Origin of the sequence: Geodermatophilus chilensis (assembly GCF_002802985.1) — a bacterium.
Classification (GTDB): Bacteria; Actinomycetota; Actinomycetes; order Mycobacteriales; family Geodermatophilaceae; genus Geodermatophilus; species Geodermatophilus chilensis.
The window spans coordinates 1-20,030 of the sequence record NZ_NVPT01000003.1 but is presented as its reverse complement, the minus strand read 5'-3'; the positions used below and the strand labels follow the sequence as shown (position 1 = coordinate 20,030).

General features: G+C 72.2%; 16 protein-coding genes and 1 pseudogene. 6 read left to right on the top strand and 11 right to left on the bottom strand.

Features of this window, described 5'->3' with window-relative positions; genetic code table 11:
- Positions 1-27: 27 nt before the first annotated feature.
- The 8 genes from CNO22_RS00925 to CNO22_RS00890 all read right to left on the bottom strand — a co-directional run bounded on the left by CNO22_RS00925 (position 28) and on the right by CNO22_RS00890 (position 9,893).
- A complete protein-coding gene (locus CNO22_RS00925; protein ID WP_100497486.1) occupies positions 28-2,205 on the bottom strand; it encodes an alpha-ketoacid dehydrogenase subunit alpha/beta in 2,178 nt (725 codons plus the stop codon).
- 169 nt (positions 2,206-2,374) lie between these two features.
- A complete protein-coding gene (locus tag CNO22_RS00920) occupies positions 2,375-3,478 on the bottom strand; it encodes an ABC transporter ATP-binding protein (RefSeq protein ID WP_100497485.1) in 1,104 nt (367 codons plus the stop codon).
- A 103-nt stretch (positions 3,479-3,581) separates the two neighbouring features.
- Entirely contained in the window at positions 3,582-4,559 is a 978-nt protein-coding gene (locus CNO22_RS00915; RefSeq protein ID WP_100497484.1) for a carbohydrate ABC transporter permease, read from the bottom strand.
- The gene (locus tag CNO22_RS00910; protein ID WP_100497483.1) at positions 4,559-5,509 is read right to left on the bottom strand and encodes a carbohydrate ABC transporter permease; all 951 of its coding nucleotides are present in this window, start codon (positions 5,507-5,509) and stop codon (positions 4,559-4,561) included. Before CNO22_RS00910 ends, CNO22_RS00915 begins: the two co-directional genes overlap by 1 nt.
- Before the next feature lie 63 nt (positions 5,510-5,572).
- Positions 5,573-7,111, bottom strand: a complete 1,539-nt coding sequence (locus CNO22_RS00905; protein WP_100497482.1) for an extracellular solute-binding protein — start codon at positions 7,109-7,111, stop codon at positions 5,573-5,575.
- Between the two features lie 103 nt (positions 7,112-7,214).
- Entirely contained in the window at positions 7,215-7,805 is a 591-nt protein-coding gene (locus CNO22_RS00900) for a VOC family protein (protein ID WP_100497481.1), read from the bottom strand.
- A 237-nt stretch (positions 7,806-8,042) separates the two neighbouring features.
- Positions 8,043-8,855 carry an SDR family NAD(P)-dependent oxidoreductase gene (locus CNO22_RS00895; protein ID WP_100497480.1) on the bottom strand — a complete coding sequence of 271 codons (813 nt, stop codon included), beginning with the start codon at positions 8,853-8,855 and terminating at the stop codon, positions 8,043-8,045.
- 39 nt (positions 8,856-8,894) lie between these two features.
- Positions 8,895-9,893 carry an LVIVD repeat-containing protein gene (locus tag CNO22_RS00890; protein WP_198588022.1) on the bottom strand — a complete coding sequence of 333 codons (999 nt, stop codon included), beginning with the start codon at positions 9,891-9,893 and terminating at the stop codon, positions 8,895-8,897.
- A gap of 440 nt (positions 9,894-10,333) precedes the next feature.
- Between CNO22_RS00890 and CNO22_RS00885 the strand changes: the two genes are divergently transcribed.
- The 3 genes from CNO22_RS00885 to CNO22_RS00875 all read left to right on the top strand — a co-directional run bounded on the left by CNO22_RS00885 (position 10,334) and on the right by CNO22_RS00875 (position 12,662).
- A complete protein-coding gene (locus tag CNO22_RS00885; RefSeq protein WP_100497479.1) occupies positions 10,334-11,233 on the top strand; it encodes an alpha/beta fold hydrolase in 900 nt (299 codons plus the stop codon).
- A 67-nt stretch (positions 11,234-11,300) separates the two neighbouring features.
- A complete protein-coding gene (locus CNO22_RS00880; RefSeq protein ID WP_198588021.1) occupies positions 11,301-12,062 on the top strand; it encodes a triose-phosphate isomerase family protein in 762 nt (253 codons plus the stop codon).
- 144 nt (positions 12,063-12,206) lie between these two features.
- On the top strand, positions 12,207-12,662 hold the full coding sequence (locus tag CNO22_RS00875; RefSeq protein ID WP_100497478.1) for a hypothetical protein: 456 nt from the start codon (positions 12,207-12,209) through the stop codon (positions 12,660-12,662).
- A gap of 13 nt (positions 12,663-12,675) precedes the next feature.
- On the opposite strand, the gene CNO22_RS00870 is transcribed toward CNO22_RS00875, so the two are convergent.
- The gene (locus CNO22_RS00870; protein WP_100497477.1) at positions 12,676-12,855 is read right to left on the bottom strand and encodes a hypothetical protein; all 180 of its coding nucleotides are present in this window, start codon (positions 12,853-12,855) and stop codon (positions 12,676-12,678) included.
- Positions 12,856-12,863: 8 nt separating this feature from the next.
- On the bottom strand, positions 12,864-14,336 hold the full coding sequence (locus tag CNO22_RS00865) for a protein adenylyltransferase SelO (RefSeq protein ID WP_232806698.1): 1,473 nt from the start codon (positions 14,334-14,336) through the stop codon (positions 12,864-12,866).
- On the opposite strand from CNO22_RS00865, the pseudogene CNO22_RS29910 reads away from it, so the two are divergent.
- Positions 14,309-16,096: pseudogene (locus CNO22_RS29910) on the top strand (sensor histidine kinase); the annotation flags it as partial. The gene CNO22_RS00865 and the pseudogene CNO22_RS29910 overlap by 28 nt on opposite strands.
- Before the next feature lie 51 nt (positions 16,097-16,147).
- Here the strand turns inward: CNO22_RS29910 and CNO22_RS28700 are convergent.
- A complete protein-coding gene (locus CNO22_RS28700; protein WP_157936733.1) occupies positions 16,148-16,588 on the bottom strand; it encodes a response regulator in 441 nt (146 codons plus the stop codon).
- A 108-nt stretch (positions 16,589-16,696) separates the two neighbouring features.
- Here CNO22_RS28700 and CNO22_RS00850 point away from each other — a divergent pair, with 108 nt between their 5' ends.
- Both CNO22_RS00850 and CNO22_RS00845 read left to right on the top strand, forming a co-directional pair.
- A complete protein-coding gene (locus CNO22_RS00850) occupies positions 16,697-17,371 on the top strand; it encodes a response regulator (RefSeq protein WP_198588020.1) in 675 nt (224 codons plus the stop codon).
- A gap of 157 nt (positions 17,372-17,528) precedes the next feature.
- On the top strand, positions 17,529-19,529 hold the full coding sequence (locus CNO22_RS00845) for a GGDEF domain-containing phosphodiesterase (RefSeq protein ID WP_198588019.1): 2,001 nt from the start codon (positions 17,529-17,531) through the stop codon (positions 19,527-19,529).
- The last annotated feature ends 501 nt before the right edge of the window (positions 19,530-20,030 follow it).

Genomic DNA, 20,030 nt, shown 5'->3' with positions numbered 1-20,030 from the left:
GGCTGGGGTTCGGGACGGCGGTCCCGCTCACTTGGTCATGGCGGTCAGCGCGGCCACGATGTCCTCCGTCTGGCCGAGCGCCGCGCGCTCCAGGACCTTGCTGACGCTCGGCGAGGCCTCGCCGCCGTGCACCCGCTGCACCGGCTGGTCCAGCCAGTCGAAGTAGCGTCGCTGGATCTCGTCGGCGATCCAGGTCCCGTAGGACGTGCCGATCGCCCCCTGCTCGACGACGAGGACGTTGTTCGTCTTCTGGATGCTGGCCTCGATAGCCGGCCAGTCGAGGCTCCCCCGGTCGAGCCAGCGCAGGTCGATGACGTCGGCGTCGACGCCCGCCTGTTCCACAGCGTCCAGGCACCGCGGGACCATCGAGAGGTACGAGATGACCGTGACCTGCTCCCCCTCCCTCCGCAGCGCGGACCGGCCCACGGGCAGGCAGTAGTCCAGGTCCTCCTCCGGGACGGTGCCCATCGAGGAGTACAGGTCCGCGTCGTGCTCGAGGACCGCCACCGGGTCGTCGCACGCCAGTGCGGTGTTGATCAGCCCGATGTAGTCGTACGGGTTCGACGGCGCGATGATCCGGAACCCCGGAGCGGTGGCCATGATGCCCGCCGGGTCCATCGAGTGCTGCGAACCGTAGCCGGTCCCCGTCCCGATCTTCATCCGCAGCACGTAGGGGACGGGGCTGTCGCCACCGAACATGTGCCGCATCTTGGCGACCTGGTTGAACAGCTGGTCGGCCGCGACCCAGATGAAGTCGGCGTACATGAGCTCGGCCACCGGGCGGTACCGCCCGTCGAGCGCGATGCCCCCGGCCAGGCCCACGAAGGCGTTCTCGGCGATGGGCGTGCCGAGGACCCGGTCGGGGAAGGCCGCCTTGAGCCCGCGGGTGGCGCCGCGCGGGCCGCCCTTGAGCTTGTGGACGTCCTCGCCCATCACGACGATCCGCTCGTCGGTCTCCATCCGCCGGTGCATGACGTCGGCGATCACGTCGATGAACTTCCGCTCCTTCGTGGCGCCCTGGTATTCGGTGGCTTCCATGTACCGGAGACCGGACAGCTCGGAGAGGTCACCGCGCACCCCGACGTCCGCGAACGCGGGGTCGGGCAGCAGGTCGCGCTTGTAGCGGTTGGAGCCCGGCTTGCCGTCCGGGTCCGGCTCCAGGAAGGAGCCGGAGATGTCCTTCATCACCTGCTTCGACTTCGACCAGAGCCCGGCGACGTCGTCCTCGCTGAGCAGGCCTCGGCGGACCAGGGTGGCGGCCACCCGGATGAGCGGGTCCCGCTCCCGGTAGCCGCGCTCCTCGTCCTTGGTGCGGTAGCCGAAGGCGCTCCCCGGGAAAGGCCCGTTCTGGTGGAAGTAGCGGTAGACGTCGGCCTCGATGAGGGTCGGCCCGCCTCCGGCGCGCATGTGCGCCACGGCTTCCTCCATGGCGAGGTGGACGGCCAGCGGGTCCATCCCGTCCACCCGCCAGCTGGGGATGGCGAAGCCGAGCCCTCGCGCCGAGAGCCGCGGTTCCCCCGTCGCCTCCTCGGGCGTCGTGGAGACGGCGTAGTGGTTGTTTTCGATGAAGAAGCAGACCGGGACCTTCCAGGCGCCGGCCAGGTTGAAGATTTCCAAGGCCGAGCCGATGTTGATGGCCCCGTCGCCGAAGTACGTGACCGACACGGCGTCCGTGCCGGCGTGCTTGTCCGACCACGCGAACCCGGCCGCCTGCGGGACGTGGCCGCCGACGATGGCGTTCGTCCCCATCGCCCCGGCCTCCTCCCACTGGAGGTGCATGGAGCCGCCCCGGCCTCGGCAGTAGCCCGACGCCAGGCCGCAGATCTCGGCGAGGGACCGTTCCAGGACCTCGCGGACGGCGGGCGAGAAGTCCGCGGCGGGGTCCAGTCCGTCCGGCGCCACGTGGCCGAGGGTCTTGGCGAGGAACTGGTGGTGCCCGCGGTGCGAGCCGGTGACCTGGTCGTCCGACCGCAGCGACAGGCAGGACCCGACCGCGCCACCCTCCTGCCCGATGCTCGAGTGGGCGGGACCGTGGATGAGTCCCTGGCTGGCGAGGTCGAGCACCTCTTCCTCGAAGGCTCGGATGAGGTAGAGCTGCACGAGCATCGTCTTGAGCCGGTCGCCTGGGAATTCGTCCCAGTCCTCGTCGGTCGACGACAGCTCGACCCACTCGGCCGCCGGTGCGAGGGGGATGACCTTGGGCATTCGACTTCCTGATCCTCTGACGGGCGCTCCATGGCGCCGGGTGAGTTCTGGTATGGAAGGCGTCGACCGGCCCGCGAGGGAGTGGGCGCCGACCGCTGCGAAGAGGTCCGTGACCCGAGCCCTGGTCCAGTCCCATGCGTCGGCCAAGGACGGGCCCCGAGGGCCTGGGTCAGTACACGGCCTGGCCGGAAACGGCATCGAAGAAGTAGAGCTTTTCCGGCTTGTAGCCTAGGAACACCGGGGCGTTCATGTCCTCGTTGGAGATCGTCCCGAGCTCGGTGCGGACCAGGATCCGGTCGTCACCCACCCGGACGTCCACGATTTCCACGTCACCCAGTGGCTGGACCGCGTAGATGCGTCCGGCGATGGGGTGCTGGGGATCCCGGACCGAGGACAGGGTCAGCGCCTCCGGGCGGACCCCGATCTGGACCTTGTTGTCGGTCAACCGGGCACTGGACAGCGCCGCCGCCTGCTGGGCCGGGATCGTGATGGTGTACTCCGGCGCGCGGGCGACGAGGCCGCCGTCGGCGGCCTGCACCTCGGCGTTGAGGATGTTCATGGGCGGGTCCCCGACGAAGGTGGCCACCCACACGTTGGTCGGACGGTTGAAGACCTCGTGGGGAGTGCCGACCTGCTGCAGCACCCCCTCCCGCATGATCGCCATGCGGTCGGCCATCGACATGCCCTCGAGCTGGTCGTGGGTGACGTAGACCGTCGTGGTGCCGAGGGTCTTCTGGATGTGCTTGAGCTCGCCGCGCATCCGGGCCCGCAGCTTGGCGTCCAGGTGCGCGATCGGTTCGTCGAACAGGAAGGCCTGGGGCTCGCGCACCAGGACCCGCCCGATGGCGACGCGCTGCTTCTGGCCGCCCGACAGCTGCGACGGGCGCCGGTTCAGGAGTCGCTCGATCTCCAGGATCCGCGCCGTCTCGCGCACCCGCCGGTCGATCTCGTCCTTCGACAGCTTGCGCAGCCGCAACGGGTTGGCCATGTTCTCGAAGACGGTCTTCGTCGGGTACAGCGCGTAGGACTCGAAGACCATGGCGATGTCGCGGTGCCTCGGCTCGAGGTCGTTGATGCGCCGGTCGTCGAGCAGGATGTCGCCGTCGGAGATGAACTCCAGGCCGGCGATCATGCGCAGCGACGAGGACTTGCCGCATCCCGACGGGCCCAGGAGGCACAGGAACTCCCCGTCGGCGACGGCGAGGTTGAGGTCCTTGACCGCCTCGACCTGGTCGTAGCGCTTCCAGACTCCGTTGAACGTCAGCGATGCCATGAGAACTCCTCGACCGGACGCCCGGAGGCGGGTGGGGTGCTGGGACGTGGGGACGACGAGAGTCGTGCCACGAGGTGCCGTGTCATGAGGTCAGCGGCCCGTCTCACTGCTTGACCGCGCCCATGGTCAGGCCCTGGACCATGTACTTCCGGATCACGATGCCGAGCAGCAGCATCGGCGCGACCGTGACCACGCCGGCAGCCATGATCTGGCCCCACTCGATGCCGCTGGCCGACTTCAGCCCCTGGGTCGCGACCGGGAGTGTCTTGGCCGCCTCGCCGCCCATGACGGCGGCGAAGATGAAGTCGTTCCAGGCCAGCAGGATGCAGAGGACGACGACCGCGGCCAGCCCGGGGGCGACCAGCGGGATGATCTTCCACAGGGCCTGCCACCGGGAGTGCCCGTCCACCATGTAGGCCTCCTCGATCTCGTAGGACACCGAGTCGAAGAAGCCCTTCAGGATCCAGATGGCGAACGGCAGGTTGAACACCGTGTAGGCGAGGATCAGCGCCGGCAGGGTGTTCAGCAGGGCGAAGTTCTTGAAGATCGCGTAGAGCGGCACCGTGACGGCGACGACCGGCGCCATGCGCGTGGAGATGATCCAGAAGTACAGATCGCGCTTGCCCCGGAACCGGCCACGGGAGATGGCGTAGGCGGCGGTCGTCCCGAACACCACCGAGATCACCGCCGAGGCGACCGCGGCCACCACGCTGTTGGTGAAGTACCGCTCGAACTCCCCCTGGGCGAACAGGCCGCGGTAGTGCTCCGTGGTGGGGCTGAAGACGAACAGCTGGGAGACGGCCCCGCCCCAGTCGCCTTCCGGGGGCAGGGCGAAGGCCGCGTCCGAGGCTTTGAACGAGGACGTGATCATGATGTAGAAGGGCACCAGGGTCCAGATCACGTACAGACCGAGGAACGCCGTGATGACGACCCCGGCGATCCGGCTGCCACGACCCCGGACCACCTGGTCCCTGGCGTCGACCGCGGGTCCCGGGAGGAGGTCGTCGCCCCGGACGTCGGCCCGGTCGTCCTGGACCTGCGTCACGTCGTCCCGGGTACCCGTGCGCGGGTTCGTCGTCATCAGACCAGCTCCTCGTCCTTCTTCGACGGTCGGGGCTCCCGCTCCTCGAACCGGTTGACCACGAGCTTCCCGAACAAGATCGTCACGAGCAGGAGCGTGAGCGCGATCGAGGCCCCGTAGCCGAGCTCGAAGAACGAGAACGACTGCTCGTAGAGGTAGAGCGGGAGGACCTTCGTGCTGTTGGCCGGGCCACCGCCCGTGAGGGCGATGAAGTGGTCGATGATGCGGATGTTGTCCATGAATCGCAGCAGGATCGCGATCATGAGCGATCCCTTGATGCTGGGCAGGGCGACCTGGAAGAAGCTCCGCACCGGCCCGGCGCCGTCCATCCAGCTGGCCTCGAGCTGGTCCTGGGGCACCAGCTTGAGGCCCGACAGGACGATGAGCGCGACCAGCGGGGTCCACTCCCACACGTCCACCGCGACGATCGCCCAGAGAGCGGTGTCCGCGCTGCCGAGGATCGTCCCCTCGTCCAGCAGCCCGACACTGCGCAGCCCCCAGAAGTACCAGCCGAAGGTGCCGTTGTAGAGGTACTGCCAGAGCAGGCCGGCGACGACCGGCGCCATCATCATCGGCATCAGCAGGACGGTGATCAGCAGCTTCTCGTGCTTGGAGCGGTTCAGGAGGATGGCGAGGAGGGTCCCCAGGCCGACCTCCAGCACCATGCTCACCACGGAGTACCTGGCGAGCACTCCCCAGCTGGCCCAGTACTGGGAGTCGGTGAACATCCGCTGCCAGTTGTCCAGCCCGACGAATTCGCTCGGTGCGCCGGGCGCCAGGCCCACCGCGTGGAACGACATGTAGATGAGCCAGACGAACGGGTAGATGCTCAGCAGCGCCAGGAGGATGACCGCCGGCAGCAGGAGCGGCGCGAGGTACCTGCGGGCACGCGGTGTGTTGGGCCTGGGCGTGCCGAGCACCGCCCCGGGTGTTGCTGTGTCAACGGCCATGCTGGTTCTCTCCTGCGTTCGCCTGGGCGTCGCCGGCCAGGGGGCCCGGCCGGGGCACGCCGATCACGCCCCGTGCAGCTCGTCGGTCCGGGACTGGATCACCTTCGCGGTGGCCTCGGGGTCGGAGTTCCCCGCGCACATCGCCTGGATCTCGTTGGCCACGATGGTCACGTACTGGTTGAACTTCGGGATCTTCGGGCCGAGGACCGCGTTGGGGTCGGCCATGCCCACCGTGACCGCGGGGAACGTGAGGGCGTTCGGGTACTGGGAGGGCCCGACGCGACCGGTGTCCCCCGTGCCGTACGGCTGCCCCTGCGCCTGCTCGACCTCCGGGCGGTCCCCCACCGCCAGGCGGGTCGGCGTCCCGCCCGAGATCTTGAGGTTTTCCGCCTGGTTCTCCACGTTGGTCGCCCACACGGCGAACATGTACGCGGCGCGCTTCTGGTCCTCGGACGCCGCCGCGTTGATCGAGATGCCCCCGATGCCGCAGTTGGTGCCGTTGACCAGTTCGCCGTTGCCCGCGAGGTACTGGCGGTCGCCCTTGGGGCAGACGTCGTAGGCCGTCCGCCCGCCGCCACCGGCGTTGGCCGGGTCCTCGAACGACGCGGCGAACTCGTGGTACTGCGTCAGCATCGCGATCTTGCCGGCGTTGTACGCGTCCGCCACCTCGACCGTCCCGAGGGACAGGGCGTCCGGCGTCGACTGGTCGAACAGCGCCTTGTACAGCTCCAGGCCACGGATCGACTGGTCGTCGCCCCAGCGGGTCGCCCCGGGGTCCTTGGACCCCTGGACGTCGTCGATGTCGAACTCCCGCCACTGCCCGTGCGAGTACAGCATCCGCTGAACGTCGAGCTGGGTGGTCCAGGCGAACTGCCCCAGGTGCAGGCCCATCCCGTAGGGGACGGTCGGGTCGGAGGCGTTCAGCCGGTTGAAGAACGTGGCGAAGTCCAGGACGTTCTTCCAGGTCGTGTCCGGGCCGTACTGCATGGGATAGCCGAACTCGGACTGGAACTGGCCCGCGTACTGCTCAAAGAGGTCGCGCCGGTAGCAGAAGACGGCGTCCGCGGCGTCGTACGGGAGGCTGATCAACCGGTCGCTGTACGCGTAGCTGGCCACGTCGAGGTAGTTGGGGTACCACGTGCCCTCGTCGTAGCCCCCGTCGGCCTGGGGAAGCGAGTCGTCCTCCATGTAGGGCCTCAGGTCCTCCAGGTAATCCGCGAGCACCGAGGTGACCGGCTTGTCCTGGGCGTAGATGAGGTCGTAGGTGGTTCCGCCCGACCGGAGGTCCAGCTCGGCCTTCTGCAACATGACCGGCAGGTCCTGCTGCAGGATCTCGACGTCGATGCCGGTCAGGTTCTTGAAGTCACCACGGTCGACGAGCTGCTTGATCCCCGTGGACGGCGGCGTGTTCTCCGTGACGAAGGTCAGCTTGAACCCGTCGTACTGCCGCCACTTCTCCGCCTCGTTGGCGAAGGTCCGGTTGGCCCGGCTGCTGCCCTCGCCGCCGCCGCAGCCGGCGAGCAGCAGGGCGGAGCCGGCCAGGCCACCCAGGAACCGGCGGCGCGACAGCCCCCGGGAGGGGGGCAGCTGCAGCTCAGACATCGTTGTCTCCTTCTCGGACAATGGGGGTGCGGAGCGGGCCAGGCGGCCACGGCGGCGTGGCCGAGGAGGGGTGCCGCCAGCGCGGGCGGCCGGAGGGGCGGATTCAGGGCGCCGGAGCAGGGGACGCGGGGGCGCTGCTGCCGAGCAGGGTCTCGGCCGCGTACTTGGGGTGGAACAGCCGCGTCTTGCCGGTCTTCTTGGCCTCGTTGTCGTAGACGGTCCCCTGGGGCGCGGAGACGACCTCGAGCTGCTGACCCCAGGGAGCCATGAAGTAGCACCAGGTGAGGCCGAGGTTGGGTCCCTCGGTGTAGGCGGTCGGCTCGCCGAGGACCTCGACGCCGTTCTCCCTCAGGAAGGCGATGGCGGCGTCGATGTCCTCCACGTAGAAGGCCAGGTGGTGCCCGCCGATGTCGCTGTTCTTCGGCGGGGTCCGGTTCTGGTCGGGCGCCTCGTACTCGAAGACCTCGAGGTTCGTGCCGTTGCCCAGCCGCAGGTAGCGGAACTCCTTGATGACCGCCCGCGGGTGGACCCGCAGGTGCTCCTGCATCCAGTCGTCGTCGTCGTGACGGAAGTCCGTCGCGGCCGTGTAGAGCGTCTCGGCGCCGAGGATGCGCTCGAAGAAGTCACATGCCTCGTTGATGTCCGGCACGGTGAAGCCGATGTGCTCCATCCCGCACATGCCCGGCACTGGCATCGTCCGACCTCCGCTTCCGATACGCGGTGAGCTGCGTGGACCGAGTCGGGGTCGCGCCGCCCGGAAGTCGGCTGTGACCCCTGTCACTCGCTGGCAGGACGGTAATTTCGGACCGATCGCGGGCCTATGGGGAGAACCCCCCATAGGGCGGCGGAAGCGCAGGCCCGCGACGCACGGCGCGGCCGGGGCACCGTCCGGCGCCGGACGGCGGATCGCCTCCCGGGGTGGGGCGCGCGCTCAGGCGACGGGGTCGTCGGGACCGTGGGGGCGCAGGCGGAGCTGACGCGCGCCTTCCTCGAGGACCACGCGCCCGACCGTGTCGGGGGTGTCCGCACCCGCGCGCAGGAAGCGGCCCGACCAGTCGTCCAGCTCCCCGGCGGCTATCGCACAGACCAGCTCGACCACCCGCTCCGGGGGTGTCCAGGCGGTGTGGCCCTCCCACTTCGGCATGGAGTCGGTCATCTCGGTGCGCACGAGGCCGGGCGCGACGTTGAAGGCGTGGACGCCGGTGCCCAGCAGCGAGGCGGCCAGCGCCTCGGTCAGCCGGATGAGACCCGTCTTGCCGACCGAGTAGGCCGAGTACTCGGGAACCGCCCGGGCGCCCATCCCGCTGGCCAGGTTGACGACCCGGCCTCGGCCGCGTCGGACCATGGCCGGCACCACGGCTCCAATCAGCAGCTGTGGTCCCCGGATGTGGCTCGCCACGACGGCCCACCACTGCTCCCGGTCGGCGGCCCAGACGGGGACCTCCGCGGCGTCCACGAGGCCGGCGTTGTTGACCAGCAGGTCCACCGGCCCGAGCTGCTCGACCACCCGGGCGACGGCGGCGTCGACCGCCGCGGCGTCGGTGACGTCAGCGGCCACCGCGAGGACCGGGCGCCCCGTTGCGCCGGCGATCTCGTCCACCGCCGCCGTCAGCCGCTCCGCCCCCCGGGCCAGGCCGGCGACCGCGGCGCCGCGATCGGCGAGGGCGTGCGCGAGCTGCCGGCCGATGCCGGTCGACGCCCCCGTCACCAGGGCCACCTGTCCGGCCAGTGACGCGTCAGCCATCGCCTGCACCTCTCTGCGGGGACCGCGACCGGCCGCGGCTCACGAGGGCCCCTGGTACTCGAGCACGTACAGGCCCGCGTTGTAGTCGGTGACGTACATGACCCCGTCCGGGTCGACGAAGACGTCGCAGCTCTGGATGACGCGGGGGCGGCCCGGCCGGGTGTCGAACAGCCGCGTCGGCGGAGGCGGCACGAACGCGGCGACCTCGCGCGGCGCGAAGGGATCGACGAGGTCGAAGACGCGGACCCCGGCGTTCTGGTACGTGGCGAACACGAGCCGCTCGCTGACGAAGCTGCCCGGCCGGTTCTCGTGGAGGTTGTGCGGCCCGAAGTGCCCGCCCTTGGCGCAGTAGTCCACCTCGGACGGGGTCGGCAGGGTGGCGATGCTGATCGGGTTGGCGGGCACCCGGACGTCGAAGACCCAGGTGTACTTCACCTGGTCGGCGCAGTTGTCGGCGATCCCCTCATCGGCCACGACCAGCAGGTCCCGTCCCGGCAGCGGGAGCGCCGTGTGCGTGCCGCCGCCGAAGGGAGGGCACCAGTTGCGGTGCACCAGGAGCTCGGGGCGGGTGGGGTCGGAGACGTCGTGCACCGTGAGGCCACCGTCCCGCCAGCAGCCGTAGGCCAGATCCCCGGCGACGATCGCGTGGTGCAGCCCGTAGCGGTGGTCCGCCGGCCACGCCGGGCGTTCCCCGCCGGCCAGGTGCATGCCGGGCAGCCAGGACGTCCCGGCCACGCGCGGCCGGACCGGGTCGGCCATGTCGATGGTGACGAGGACGTAGTCGGTGAACCCGTGCAGGAGCGCTGAGGCGTAGGCCCAGCGGCCGCCGACGTACCAGATCCGGTGCAGACCGAAGCCCTCGACCGACAGCGAGCCGATCCGGCGAGGAGCCGCGGAGTCGCTGAGGTCGTAGACCCGCAGGCCCGCGGAGTACTCGGCCGCAGGGTGCTCGGCCAGCACCTCGCCGACAGACCGGCCGTAGTAGGCCGACTCGTCAGCGAAGGCCGCCGCCGCGAACAGGTCGACGGCGTCGACCACGAGCAACAGCCCGTCGGCGACCTGCAGGTGGAGGTTCCCGTCCCGGGCGCGGCCGCGAGGTAGCCGACGGCGGAGGGATCTCGCGGCTTCCGGACGTCGAGGACCGTGACGCCGCTGGAGAACATGTGGCCGACGTAGGCGTGGCCGGCGTGGACCATGACCTGCACGCCGTCTCCTCGGCCGCCCTGGTCGCTGTGGCCGAGGAAGCCGATGGCGTGGGCGAAGTCCGGGACGCTCCTGCTGCCGCTGCCCGGCGACGCTCCTCGCACGGCGGCGATCCTGCCCACGGGGCGCGGTCCGCACGCTGGGGGATCTCCCCCATGTCCAGAGCACACGGGCCGGCGTTGACTTCCTCGCACACCCGGTGGGGACGGCCGGTTGGGGGGCCGGGTCACCCCGGGTCCCGATCGGGCCATGTCCCTCCAGCCACGGAGATCGCCATGACGGACTTCCAGCGAGGCCGGGTCGCGGCCAACGGCATCGAGTTCGAGTACCTGGAGGCGGGCGACGGCCCACTCGCGCTCTGCATGCACGGGTTCCCGGACACGCCGTTCACCTACCGCCACCTGCTGCCGTCCCTCGCGGACGCCGGCTTCCGGGCGGTCGCCCCCTTCGTCCGCGGGTTCGCGCCGACGCAGCTGCCCCCCTTGCGCCACCACGTGCACACCAGCGTGATGGTGGCCGACCAGATCGCCCTGGCCGAGGCGCTCGGCGGCGGCTCCGACGCGCTGCTCGTCGCCCACGACTGGGGCGCGGTGGGCGCGTGGGGGGCTCTCAGCCGGGCACCGCACCTGTGGGGCCGGGCAGTGATCATCAACATCCCGCCGTTCGAGGTGTTCGGCGAGAACCTCTCCACGTACCCGCAGATCAAGCGGAGCTTCTACTTCTGGTACTTCCAGATGCAGCGGGTCATCGAGGACCGGATCCGCCAGGACGACTTCGCCTTCATCCGGGACATCTGGGGCGACTGGTCACCCGGTTACGACGCTGGCGAGGACATGGTCCACATCCGGGAGGCCCTGGCCCAGCCGGAGCACCTGCACGCCGCCCTGGGCTACTACTGGGGGCAGTTCGACCCGACCCGGTTCGGGTCGCCGGAGTGGGTCGCGGAGCAGGCGGCGGCCTGGGGCGGCTCGGTCCCGCAGCCGACGCTGTACCTGCACGGGACCACGGACGGCTGCCACGGGGTCAGCAAGGACCAGATCGAGCGGGTGCCGGGCTACGCCGGCGCGGGCTCGGAGTCCGAGCTCATCGAGGGCGTCGGGCACTTCATGCTCGTGGAGCGCCCGGAGGAGATCAACCGCAGGATCGTCGACTGGCTCGACCGCACGAAGAAGTGACGGAGGTCAGCAGCGACCTAGCGAGTCCGACGGGGACGCCGGGACCCGAGCGGGAGGCCGCCGTCCGGTGATCATCGGCGCGGGCCTGAAGATGTACCTCGGCCACTGGGAGACGGTGGACTGGCTCGACGAGGTGGCGCAGGTTGCCGAACGGCACCCCGGTCTCCGCCGGGGTGCGGTCGAGCTGTTCGTCCTCCCCACCTTCCCCACGCTGGTGCACGCGGTACGCAGGCTGTCCCGCCTGGGCGTCGGCGTGGGGGCCCAGGACCTCTTCTGGGAGGACCGCGGCCCCTACACCGGGGAGGTGAGCGGAGCGGAGCTCGCCGAGCTCGGGTGCCGGTTCGTCGAGGTCGGTCACCTCGAACGCCGCAGGCACTTCGGGGAGACCGACGAGGTCGTCGCGGCGAAGACGGCGGCCGCGTTCCGCAACCGCCTGACCCCGGTGATCTGCGTCGGGGAGAGCCGTCCCATGGCCCCCGACGACGCGGCGCGCGAGTGCACCCGCCAGCTGGATGCGGTCCTCCGGGACAGTCGCCGGGACGGCACGGTGCGGTCGGCCGTCGTGGCCTACGAGCCGCACTGGGCCATCGGCGCGGCAGCGGCCGCGGATGCCGACCACATCCGGACGGTGTGTACACGGCTGAGGTCCGTGGTCCGGGCCGAGAGCGCGATGGCCGGGAGCCGGGTCGTCTACGGAGGCAGCGCCGGGACTGGGCTCCTGACGGAACTCGGAGGCGCTGCCGACGGGCTCTTCCTGGGACGCGCGTCCCACGACCCCGACGTCCTGGAGGCGGTCCTCGACGAGGCGACCGCGCTGGCTCCACGGTGACCTCCCGGTTCCGGGGGCGACGGGACGAACAGCCACGGAGGCCTGACGCTCGCCGGATCGGACGCGACCGGAGCTCAGCACACCGGCGCGCGCGGACGGCCCGCTCGGTCGCGCCGATGACCGGCCCCCTGCCACCCTCGGACCGTGGTGCCGACCTCGCCGACGGCCCCCGTGGCCGCTCCCACCCGACCGTGGCGGTGGTTCGCGGTCTACGTCGGTGGGCTGCTGGCTTGCGTTGTTCCCTACGTGGTCGGGGTGCTCCTCCCCTACTACGTCAACGGCCTGCACCGGCTGCCACTGGCCGAGGTCGCCAGTGGCAGGCACGACCCCAAGCTGCTGTGGCCGTCCTACACCGGGTGCGGCGGCCTGGTGGACCTGCTCGGCGTCCTCGGTCTGGCGACCGCCCCCATGGGCCTGCTCGCGGGTGTGGTCGTCGGCGCCCTGGTGCCGGTCCGGGCGGTCGCGTCCGCGCGCAGCCGCCTGCGGGCCGCTCCTGCCATGGTCCTGGCCACCGTCGCCGTGGCCGTCGCCTGCGCGGCAGGGCTGTGGTGGTTCCTCGGGGAGACCAGCACCGCGCTGGTCACGTGGCGGATGGACTGACGGGACGCCCGGGTCAGCGGCGCTGTCGCCGGCGACGGATGGCGAGCACGACCAGGACGTCGACCACGAAGGACAGCAGGAACAGCGCGCCCGCCCAGCCCCAGTGGCCCGCGACCGCGAGGACCACGCAGGCGGTGACGACGGCGATCCCGTATCCGGTGAGCCAGGCCGAGGCAGTTGGCTCGATGGCCACGGCCTGGCTCAGGTGCCGCAGAAGGTCCGGTAGGGACCGGTGCCGCCCGGTGCCGGGGCCGCGTAGCGCTCGAGGCCCGGCCGCTCCTCGTAGGGGCTGGCCAGCACCTCGAGCAGCCGCTGCAGCGGGGCCAGGTCGCCGGCGGTCGCGGCCTCCAGGGCCTCCTCGACGAGGTGGTTGCGGGGGATGTAGACGGGGTTGGCCCGGTCCATCGCCCCGGCGTCCGGACCGAGGGCACGCCACCGCTCGAGCCAGGCGTCGAACCGCGCGAGGTCCAGGACGACGAGGCGCGCGGGCTCGGCGTCCCCGCGGGCCGCGGTGCCCAGCGCACGGAAGAACGACGTCAGGTCGACGCGGGCCTCCTGCATGAGGGCGAGCAGGTCCTCGACGAGCGCCGTGGCGACCTCGTCGTCCAGGCCCTCCGGCAGGCCGAGCTTGGCGCGCATGCCCGCCGTCCAGGCGGCGTTGTACCGCGGGCGGAACCCCTCGAGTGCGGTCACCGCGAGGGCGACCGCCTCCTCCTGGTCGTCGGCGAACAGCGGCAGCAGCGCCTCGGCGAACCGGGCAAGGTTCCACTCGGCCACGATCGGCTGGTTGCCGTAGGCGTAGCGCCCGCCGGTGTCGATCGAGCTGAAGACCGTGGCGGGGTCGAAGGCGTCCAGGAACGCGCAGGGCCCGTAGTCGATGGTCTCGCCGGAGATCGTCGTGTTGTCGGTGTTCATGACGCCGTGCACGAAGCCGACCAGCATCCACTGGGCGACCAGCGCGGCCTGGGCGGCGACCACGGCCTCGAACAGCGCGAGGTACGGGTTCTCGGCCTCCGCCGAGGCGGGGTGGTGCCGGGCGATGGCGTGGTCGGCGAGGCGGCGGAGCAGGTCGACGTCCCCCGTCGCGCGGGCGTACTGGAAGCTGCCGACCCGCAGGTGGCTGCTCGCGACCCGCGCCAGGACGGCGCCCGGCAGCAGGGTCTCGCGGGCCACGGGGCGGCCGGTCGCGACGACGGCGAGCGAGCGCGTGGTCGGGATGCCCAGGGCGTGCATCGCCTCGCTGACGACGTACTCGCGCAGCATCGGGCCGACGGCGGCCAGCCCGTCGCCGCCGCGGGAGAACGGCGTACGCCCGGAGCCCTTGAGGTGCAGGTCGCGCACCCGGCCCTCGCCGTCGGTCAGCTCCCCGAGCAGCAGCGCCCGGCCGTCGCCGAGCCTCGGGACGAAGCCGCCGAACTGGTGCCCGGCGTAGGCCTGCGCGACCGGCTTCGCGCCTTCGGGCACGGCGGTGCCGACCAGCAGGCGCACGCCCTCGGGGCTGCGCAGGGTCTCCGGGTCGAGGCGGAGTTCGGTGGCCAGCGCGTCGTTCAGCACGAGGAGCCGCGGGTCGGGCGCCTCGTCGGCCTGCCACGGGACCGCCATCTCCGGCAGCTCGCGGGCGAAGCGGTCGTCGAAGGAGGTGGTGGATGCGGGCGCGACACTCACAGGGTCCACAGCGCGTCCGCGGCCGTCGCTGTTCCCGGACCGCCGGCGGGTCCCGCTGCAACGCCTATAGTCCTGGCCGCCTCCACGAGGCGACGCCGGGGACTCCCGTCGAGCAGCACGGCGTCCGCGGTCCCTGGCGTGATGTGCAGCCCGACCAGCGAGCAGATGCGGGAGGCGACGTGCCGCGCTCGATCACCTCGCTGATGCGGACCACCGCCTGGCTGATGCTGTCGCTCGGGACGGTCTACGCGGTCACTCTCGTGCCCGGGGTCCGCCAGGCGCCGGGCTACCAGCCGGCCCTCGACTGGTGGCTCAACATGACCGTCGACGGCCTCGTCATCCTCGTCGTCCTGCTCCGCGTCGTGGCCGACCGCAGGGATCGGGTGGCCTGGCTCGTCATGGCCCTGGGCCTCCTCGCCGCGTTCGCCGGCAGCACCACGTACTTCGCGTACTACCAGCACCTCGACCCGATCCCGAGCCCCTCGTGGGCCGACGCGGGGTGGTTGCTCTTCTACACCCTGCTGGCGATCGGGCTGGTCCTGAGGTTGCGCACCCGGGCCCGCAGCATGCCGTTCAGCCTCTCGCTGGACGGGCTGATCGCGGGCCTGACGGCCGCGGCCCTGGCCGAGGCCTACGTCATCGGAGCGGCCGTGCCCCTCGGGGAGGACGGCGTCGCGACGCTGAACACGGCGTACCCGATCGCCGACCTGCTCCTCCTGGCCCTGGCGGTAGCCGCCCTCGCCGTGCTCGGGACGGGCGCCGGCTGGTCCTGGTGGCTGCTGTGCGCGTCGTTCGTGACGTTCTTCGTGACCGACGCGATCTACGCGGGCCTGGTGGCGGACGGCGCCTACGTCGGCGGTGAGCCGATCGACCTGGGCTGGCTGCTGGCTCGGCTGCTGCTGGCCGGCGCAGCGCTGGCGTCACTGCGCTCGACGGAGTCGCGGACGGTGGACCTGGAGGGGGTCACCGTCCTGGTCCTACCCGGCGTCTGCGGCCTCGCCGTCCTCGGGCTGCTGTTCCACGGCAGCCTGTCCGGGATCAGCCCGGTGGCCGCGGTCCTCGCACTGGCCGCCGGGGTGCTCATGGTCGGGCGGACGGCGCTGACGTTCCGGGAGCTGCGGGCGCTCACCGAGGCCCGCCAGCGCGCGCTGAGCGAACGCCTCGTCGAGGCCCAGGACGACGAGCGGGCCCGCATCGCCGCCGACGTCCACGACGACTCCGTCCAGGCGCTGGCCGCCGTGGACCTGCGCCTGGGCGCCCTGCGGAACCGGTTGCGCGCGCGGGCGCCGGAGGAGGTCGCCGGGGTCGAGACCGTGATGGACGCCGTCCACGGCGCGAGCCTGCGGCTGCGCCACCTCCTCTTCGAGCTGGAGACGCCGGTCCTCGACGCGTCACTGATCGACGGGCTGCGGGACGCGGCGGCCCAGGTGTTCGAGGACAGCGACGTCGCGTGGTCGGTCGAGGAACGCGGGCGGGATCCCCTCCCGCAGCAGGTGCGGGTGTCCGCGTACCGGATCGCCCGCGAGGCGCTGGCCAACGCCCTGAAGCACGCACGGGCCCGGCACGTCACCGTCACCGTCGACGCGACCGGGCGCGGCGTGGAGGTGCACGTCGTGGACGACGGCAGAGGAGTGGACGCCACCGCGTCGGCGCGCTCGGGACGCCGGCACTCCGGTGTGGTGGCGATGCGTGACCGCGCGCTGGCGTCGGGCGGGTGGTGGCGGTCCACGCCCGGCCCGCGCGGTGTCGGCACGGCCGTGTCGTTCTTCCTCCCCCTGCCCGGCGCGGGAGGCGCGGGCGCGCCGCCAGCGGGGCTCCGGCTAGTGGGCGAGCACCCGGCGGACGAGGTCGGCCGCGCCGGGCACGCCCACGACGAGGTGGCCCTGCACGCACCGGCGCAGCAGCACGGGCAGGTCGCCGGCGACGGTGCCCTTGAGCAGGTAGGCGGATCCGCCGGCGGCCAGCACGCGCGTCCACGTCGCCGGATCCGCTTGCGCTGACAACCCGGCGACGACCGGCCGGTGGGGCAGCGCGACCAGCCGCCGGACCAGGTCCGGGCCGCCCCCGGGCATCCGCACGTCGGTCAGGACCAGTGCCGCGCGGTGCTCGCGAGCGGCCGCCACCGCGTCGTCGCCGGTGGCCGCCTCCCCCACGACGTGGAAGTCCGGCTCCTGTCCCAGCAGCCCGGCCACGGCGGATCCGACGCGGGGGTCGTCGTCAGCGATGACGACGGTGATCTCGCCGCGGACTCGGGTGGCCACGAGAGCACGTTGACCCATGCCGCACCCGTTGTCGTGATGCGCGCGCACCGCCCGTGTAGTGCACCGGTACCAGTCCCCACCCGACGCGAATCGTGTCAGACTCGGAAGGTGAGTGGGCCCGGCACCCCAGGCGGGTCCTCCCCCGCCGTGGTCCGGGTCCTGCTCGTGGACGACCACCAGATGCTCGCCGCCAGCCTCGCCCAGGCCCTGCAGTCCGAGCCGGACCTGCGGGTCGTCGGGCAGGGGACGTCGATCAGCGAGGCGCGGGACCTGATGGCCTCGACCGCGCCCGACGTCGTCCTGCTGGACCACCGGCTGCCCGACGGCGACGGCGTGGCGGCGATCGCCGGGCTGCACGCCATCCGGCCCTCCGCCAAGATCGTCGTGCTCACCGCCACGACCTCCGACCGCGTCCTCGTCGCCGCCATGGAGGCCGGTGCGGCCGGGTTCATCGCCAAGACGCAGCGGCTGGACGACGTGGTCGGCGGCGTGCGCGCGGCGGCCCAGGGCGAGTCCGTGCTCAGCGCCAAGCTCATCACCCGGCTGCTGCCCCGCCTGCGCCGGCAGAGCGGCGGCAGCGGGGCCGAGCTGACCGAGCGGGAGCGCGAGATCCTCGACCTGCTCGCGCGGGGGCTGTCCAACGCCGACATCGCCCAGCAGCTGACGATCAGCGTGCACACCGTCCGGAACCACGTGGCGAACCTCTCGGCCAAGCTCGGTGCGCACTCCAAGCTCGAGGTCCTGTCGATCGCCGTCCGGGAGGGCCTGGTCGACCGCATCTGACCGCCGGCCAGCGTCCCGGCCCAGGACGCCGACGCTAGTACGTCCGTACCAGTCGGTTGGCACGGGCGCATCTGGTCGCGGGAACGCTGCCGCCACAGGCTGGGAGGGGCCGGTGCGCAACCGCGCGCCGGGTCGCCACCGGCACAGGAGACGTCACGTGGGCGAGGCACAGCAGGGGGCAGAGGAGCCGGTCGCGGCCGAGCACGACGCCGGGCACCCGGCACCCGTCTCTGCCGCACACGACGGAGCGACCGCGCTGTTCTCCTGCTCGCTGTCGGGCACGGTGCTGACGGCCGGCGCGGCGCTCGCCCGGCTGTCGGGCCGGCCCCTCGGCGAGCTGTCCGGCGTCCCGGCGCTCGAGCTGCTGCACCCGACCTCCCACGCCCTGCTCCGGTACGTCCTGCGGACGGCGCGCGGCGGCGCGGCGTCCGGGTCCGCCACCTTCCGGCTCGAGCACCCCGACGGCTCGCTCGTCGACGTGCCCACGTCCTGGTCGGTGCTGGCCGGCGGGAGCGTGGACTCCACCCAGCTGGTGTTCGTCCACGCCGACGGGGCGGCCGCGGACCTGACCTACGGCCCCCGGCCGGCCCGGCAGCTGCAGGCCACCGCGCTCCAGCACGCCTCGCAGCAGCAGCCGGACCGCCCACGGCTCCACGACCGACTGGCGTGCGCCCTGGCGCGAGCCGAGCGCTCCACCGCCGTCCTGGTCGTCGACCTGGACGACTTCCGGATGGTCAACGCCTCGCGCGGGCACGAGGTCGGCGACCGGCTGCTGGCCGCGGTCGGTGCGCGCCTGCGGGCGGCCGTGCCCGGCCACCAGGCCGTCGCCCGCTGCGGTGACGACGAGTTCGCGGTGGTCTGCGAGGACACCGACGAGGAGGCGGCGCTCGCGCTGGCCCGCCGTCTCCTGGACGCGGTGTCCGAGCCCTTCGGCACCGGCGACGCCACCGTGGACCCCACGGCCTCCATCGGCGTCGCCGTCGCGCCGGCCACGCAGCCGGTCGCGGCGACGGACCTGCTGCGCCACGCCGACACGGCCGTGCACGCCGGCAAGGGCGCCGGCCACGGCCGGGTGCACGTCTACGAGCCGACGCTGCACGATGACCTGGCAGACCGGTACGCGCTGGCCACCGACCTCCGGGCGGCGCTGGCCGACGGAGCCCTCCACCTCGAGTACCAGCCGATCGTGGACCTGCGCTCGGGAGCCGTCGTCGGCGTGGAGGCCCTGGCCCGCTGGACCCACCCGGAGCGCGGCCCGGTGTCGCCCGACAGCTTCGTCCCCGCCGCGGAGCTCAGCGGGCTGGCCCCCGAGCTCGACCGGTGGGCCCTCCAGCGGGCGCTGCACGACACGGCCCGTCTCCGCCGGGCGGGCGTCGTCCCCGCGGACGCCTACGTCGCCGTCAACCTGTCGGCCGCCAGCCTGACCGGCACCGCGGTCCTCGACGACCTGGTCCGCTGGACCGAGGAGTCCGGCGTGCCCGCCACCCAGGTGGTCCTCGAGGTCACCGAGACGGCGATCATGCAGGACACCGGTGCCGCGGTGGAGCTGCTGCGCGGCCTCCGCGCGCACGGCGTCCGGGTCGCGCTGGACGACTTCGGTACGGGGTACAGCTCGCTGGCCTACCTGCGGGACCTCCCCGTTTCCGCGCTGAAGATCGACCGCAGCTTCATCGCGGACATCGCGGAGCAGCGGGACGCCCTGGCCATCGTCGGGTGGATCGTCGACCTCGCCCGGGCGGTGGGGGTCGCCGTCGTCGCCGAGGGGGTGGGGACCAGCGAGCAGGTGGCGCTGCTGCAGGGGCTCGGCTGCGGCGCCGCGCAGGGCTGGCTCTGGGGTCCGGCCGCCCCCCTGCCCGCACTGCTGCGCAGGCGCACGTGGCCGGGTCCGCGCGGTACGACGGCGGCCCCCGTCGCCCCGCTCAGGACGACGAAGCGCGACGCCGGCGTCTCGCACAGCGTCCAGCGGCTGCTCGAGCTGCACCAGAACGGCGCGTCCACCACCACCATCGCGGCCACGCTGAACGCCGAGAGACTGCAGACCCCGACGGGGGTGCGCTGGCACGGGGCCAGCGTCGCCCGCGTCCTCGCCCACCGGATCCGCCGGTGCGCCGGACCGCCGGACGCCGCCCCGAGCCCGAGGCGCCTGGCCTGGCGCTGAGTCAGCCGGCCGTCCACCGTCGTGATCGTCGCCGGCCATCGGCGAGCCGACGTCCGGGTCGGCCGGGGACGACGGACGAGTCTGTCTGTACGCCGGGGATTGTCACTGCGTGATTGACCGTCGTTGGCTCGCACGAGAAGCAGCCGCTCACGGTTGACCGACCCCGCTGATGACGGTTCGGGAGGCTCACGACGCCGAGTCCCGCCGCTCTGAGTGAGGACCCCCGGGCTGGTCGAGCCCGCAGCTCCAGTACGCCACCGGACGCGAACACCCACCGCCGAGCTCAGCGCTCAGACTTCTGGTGAGACAACCTCACTGGTGCCCCTTGCCCTGACCCCATGACCCTGGACAGACCGGTTGTGGCGCCTTGGGTAGAGACCGTGGCGTCGGTCGTGACGGTGAGCAGCGTCCTGACCCCCGGGCGGGGTCGGCGTGCATGGGAACTCCCGCGAGCCTTGACCGCGGCGGTGTACCCCGTTTGGGTGACCTCCTCGGCACCCG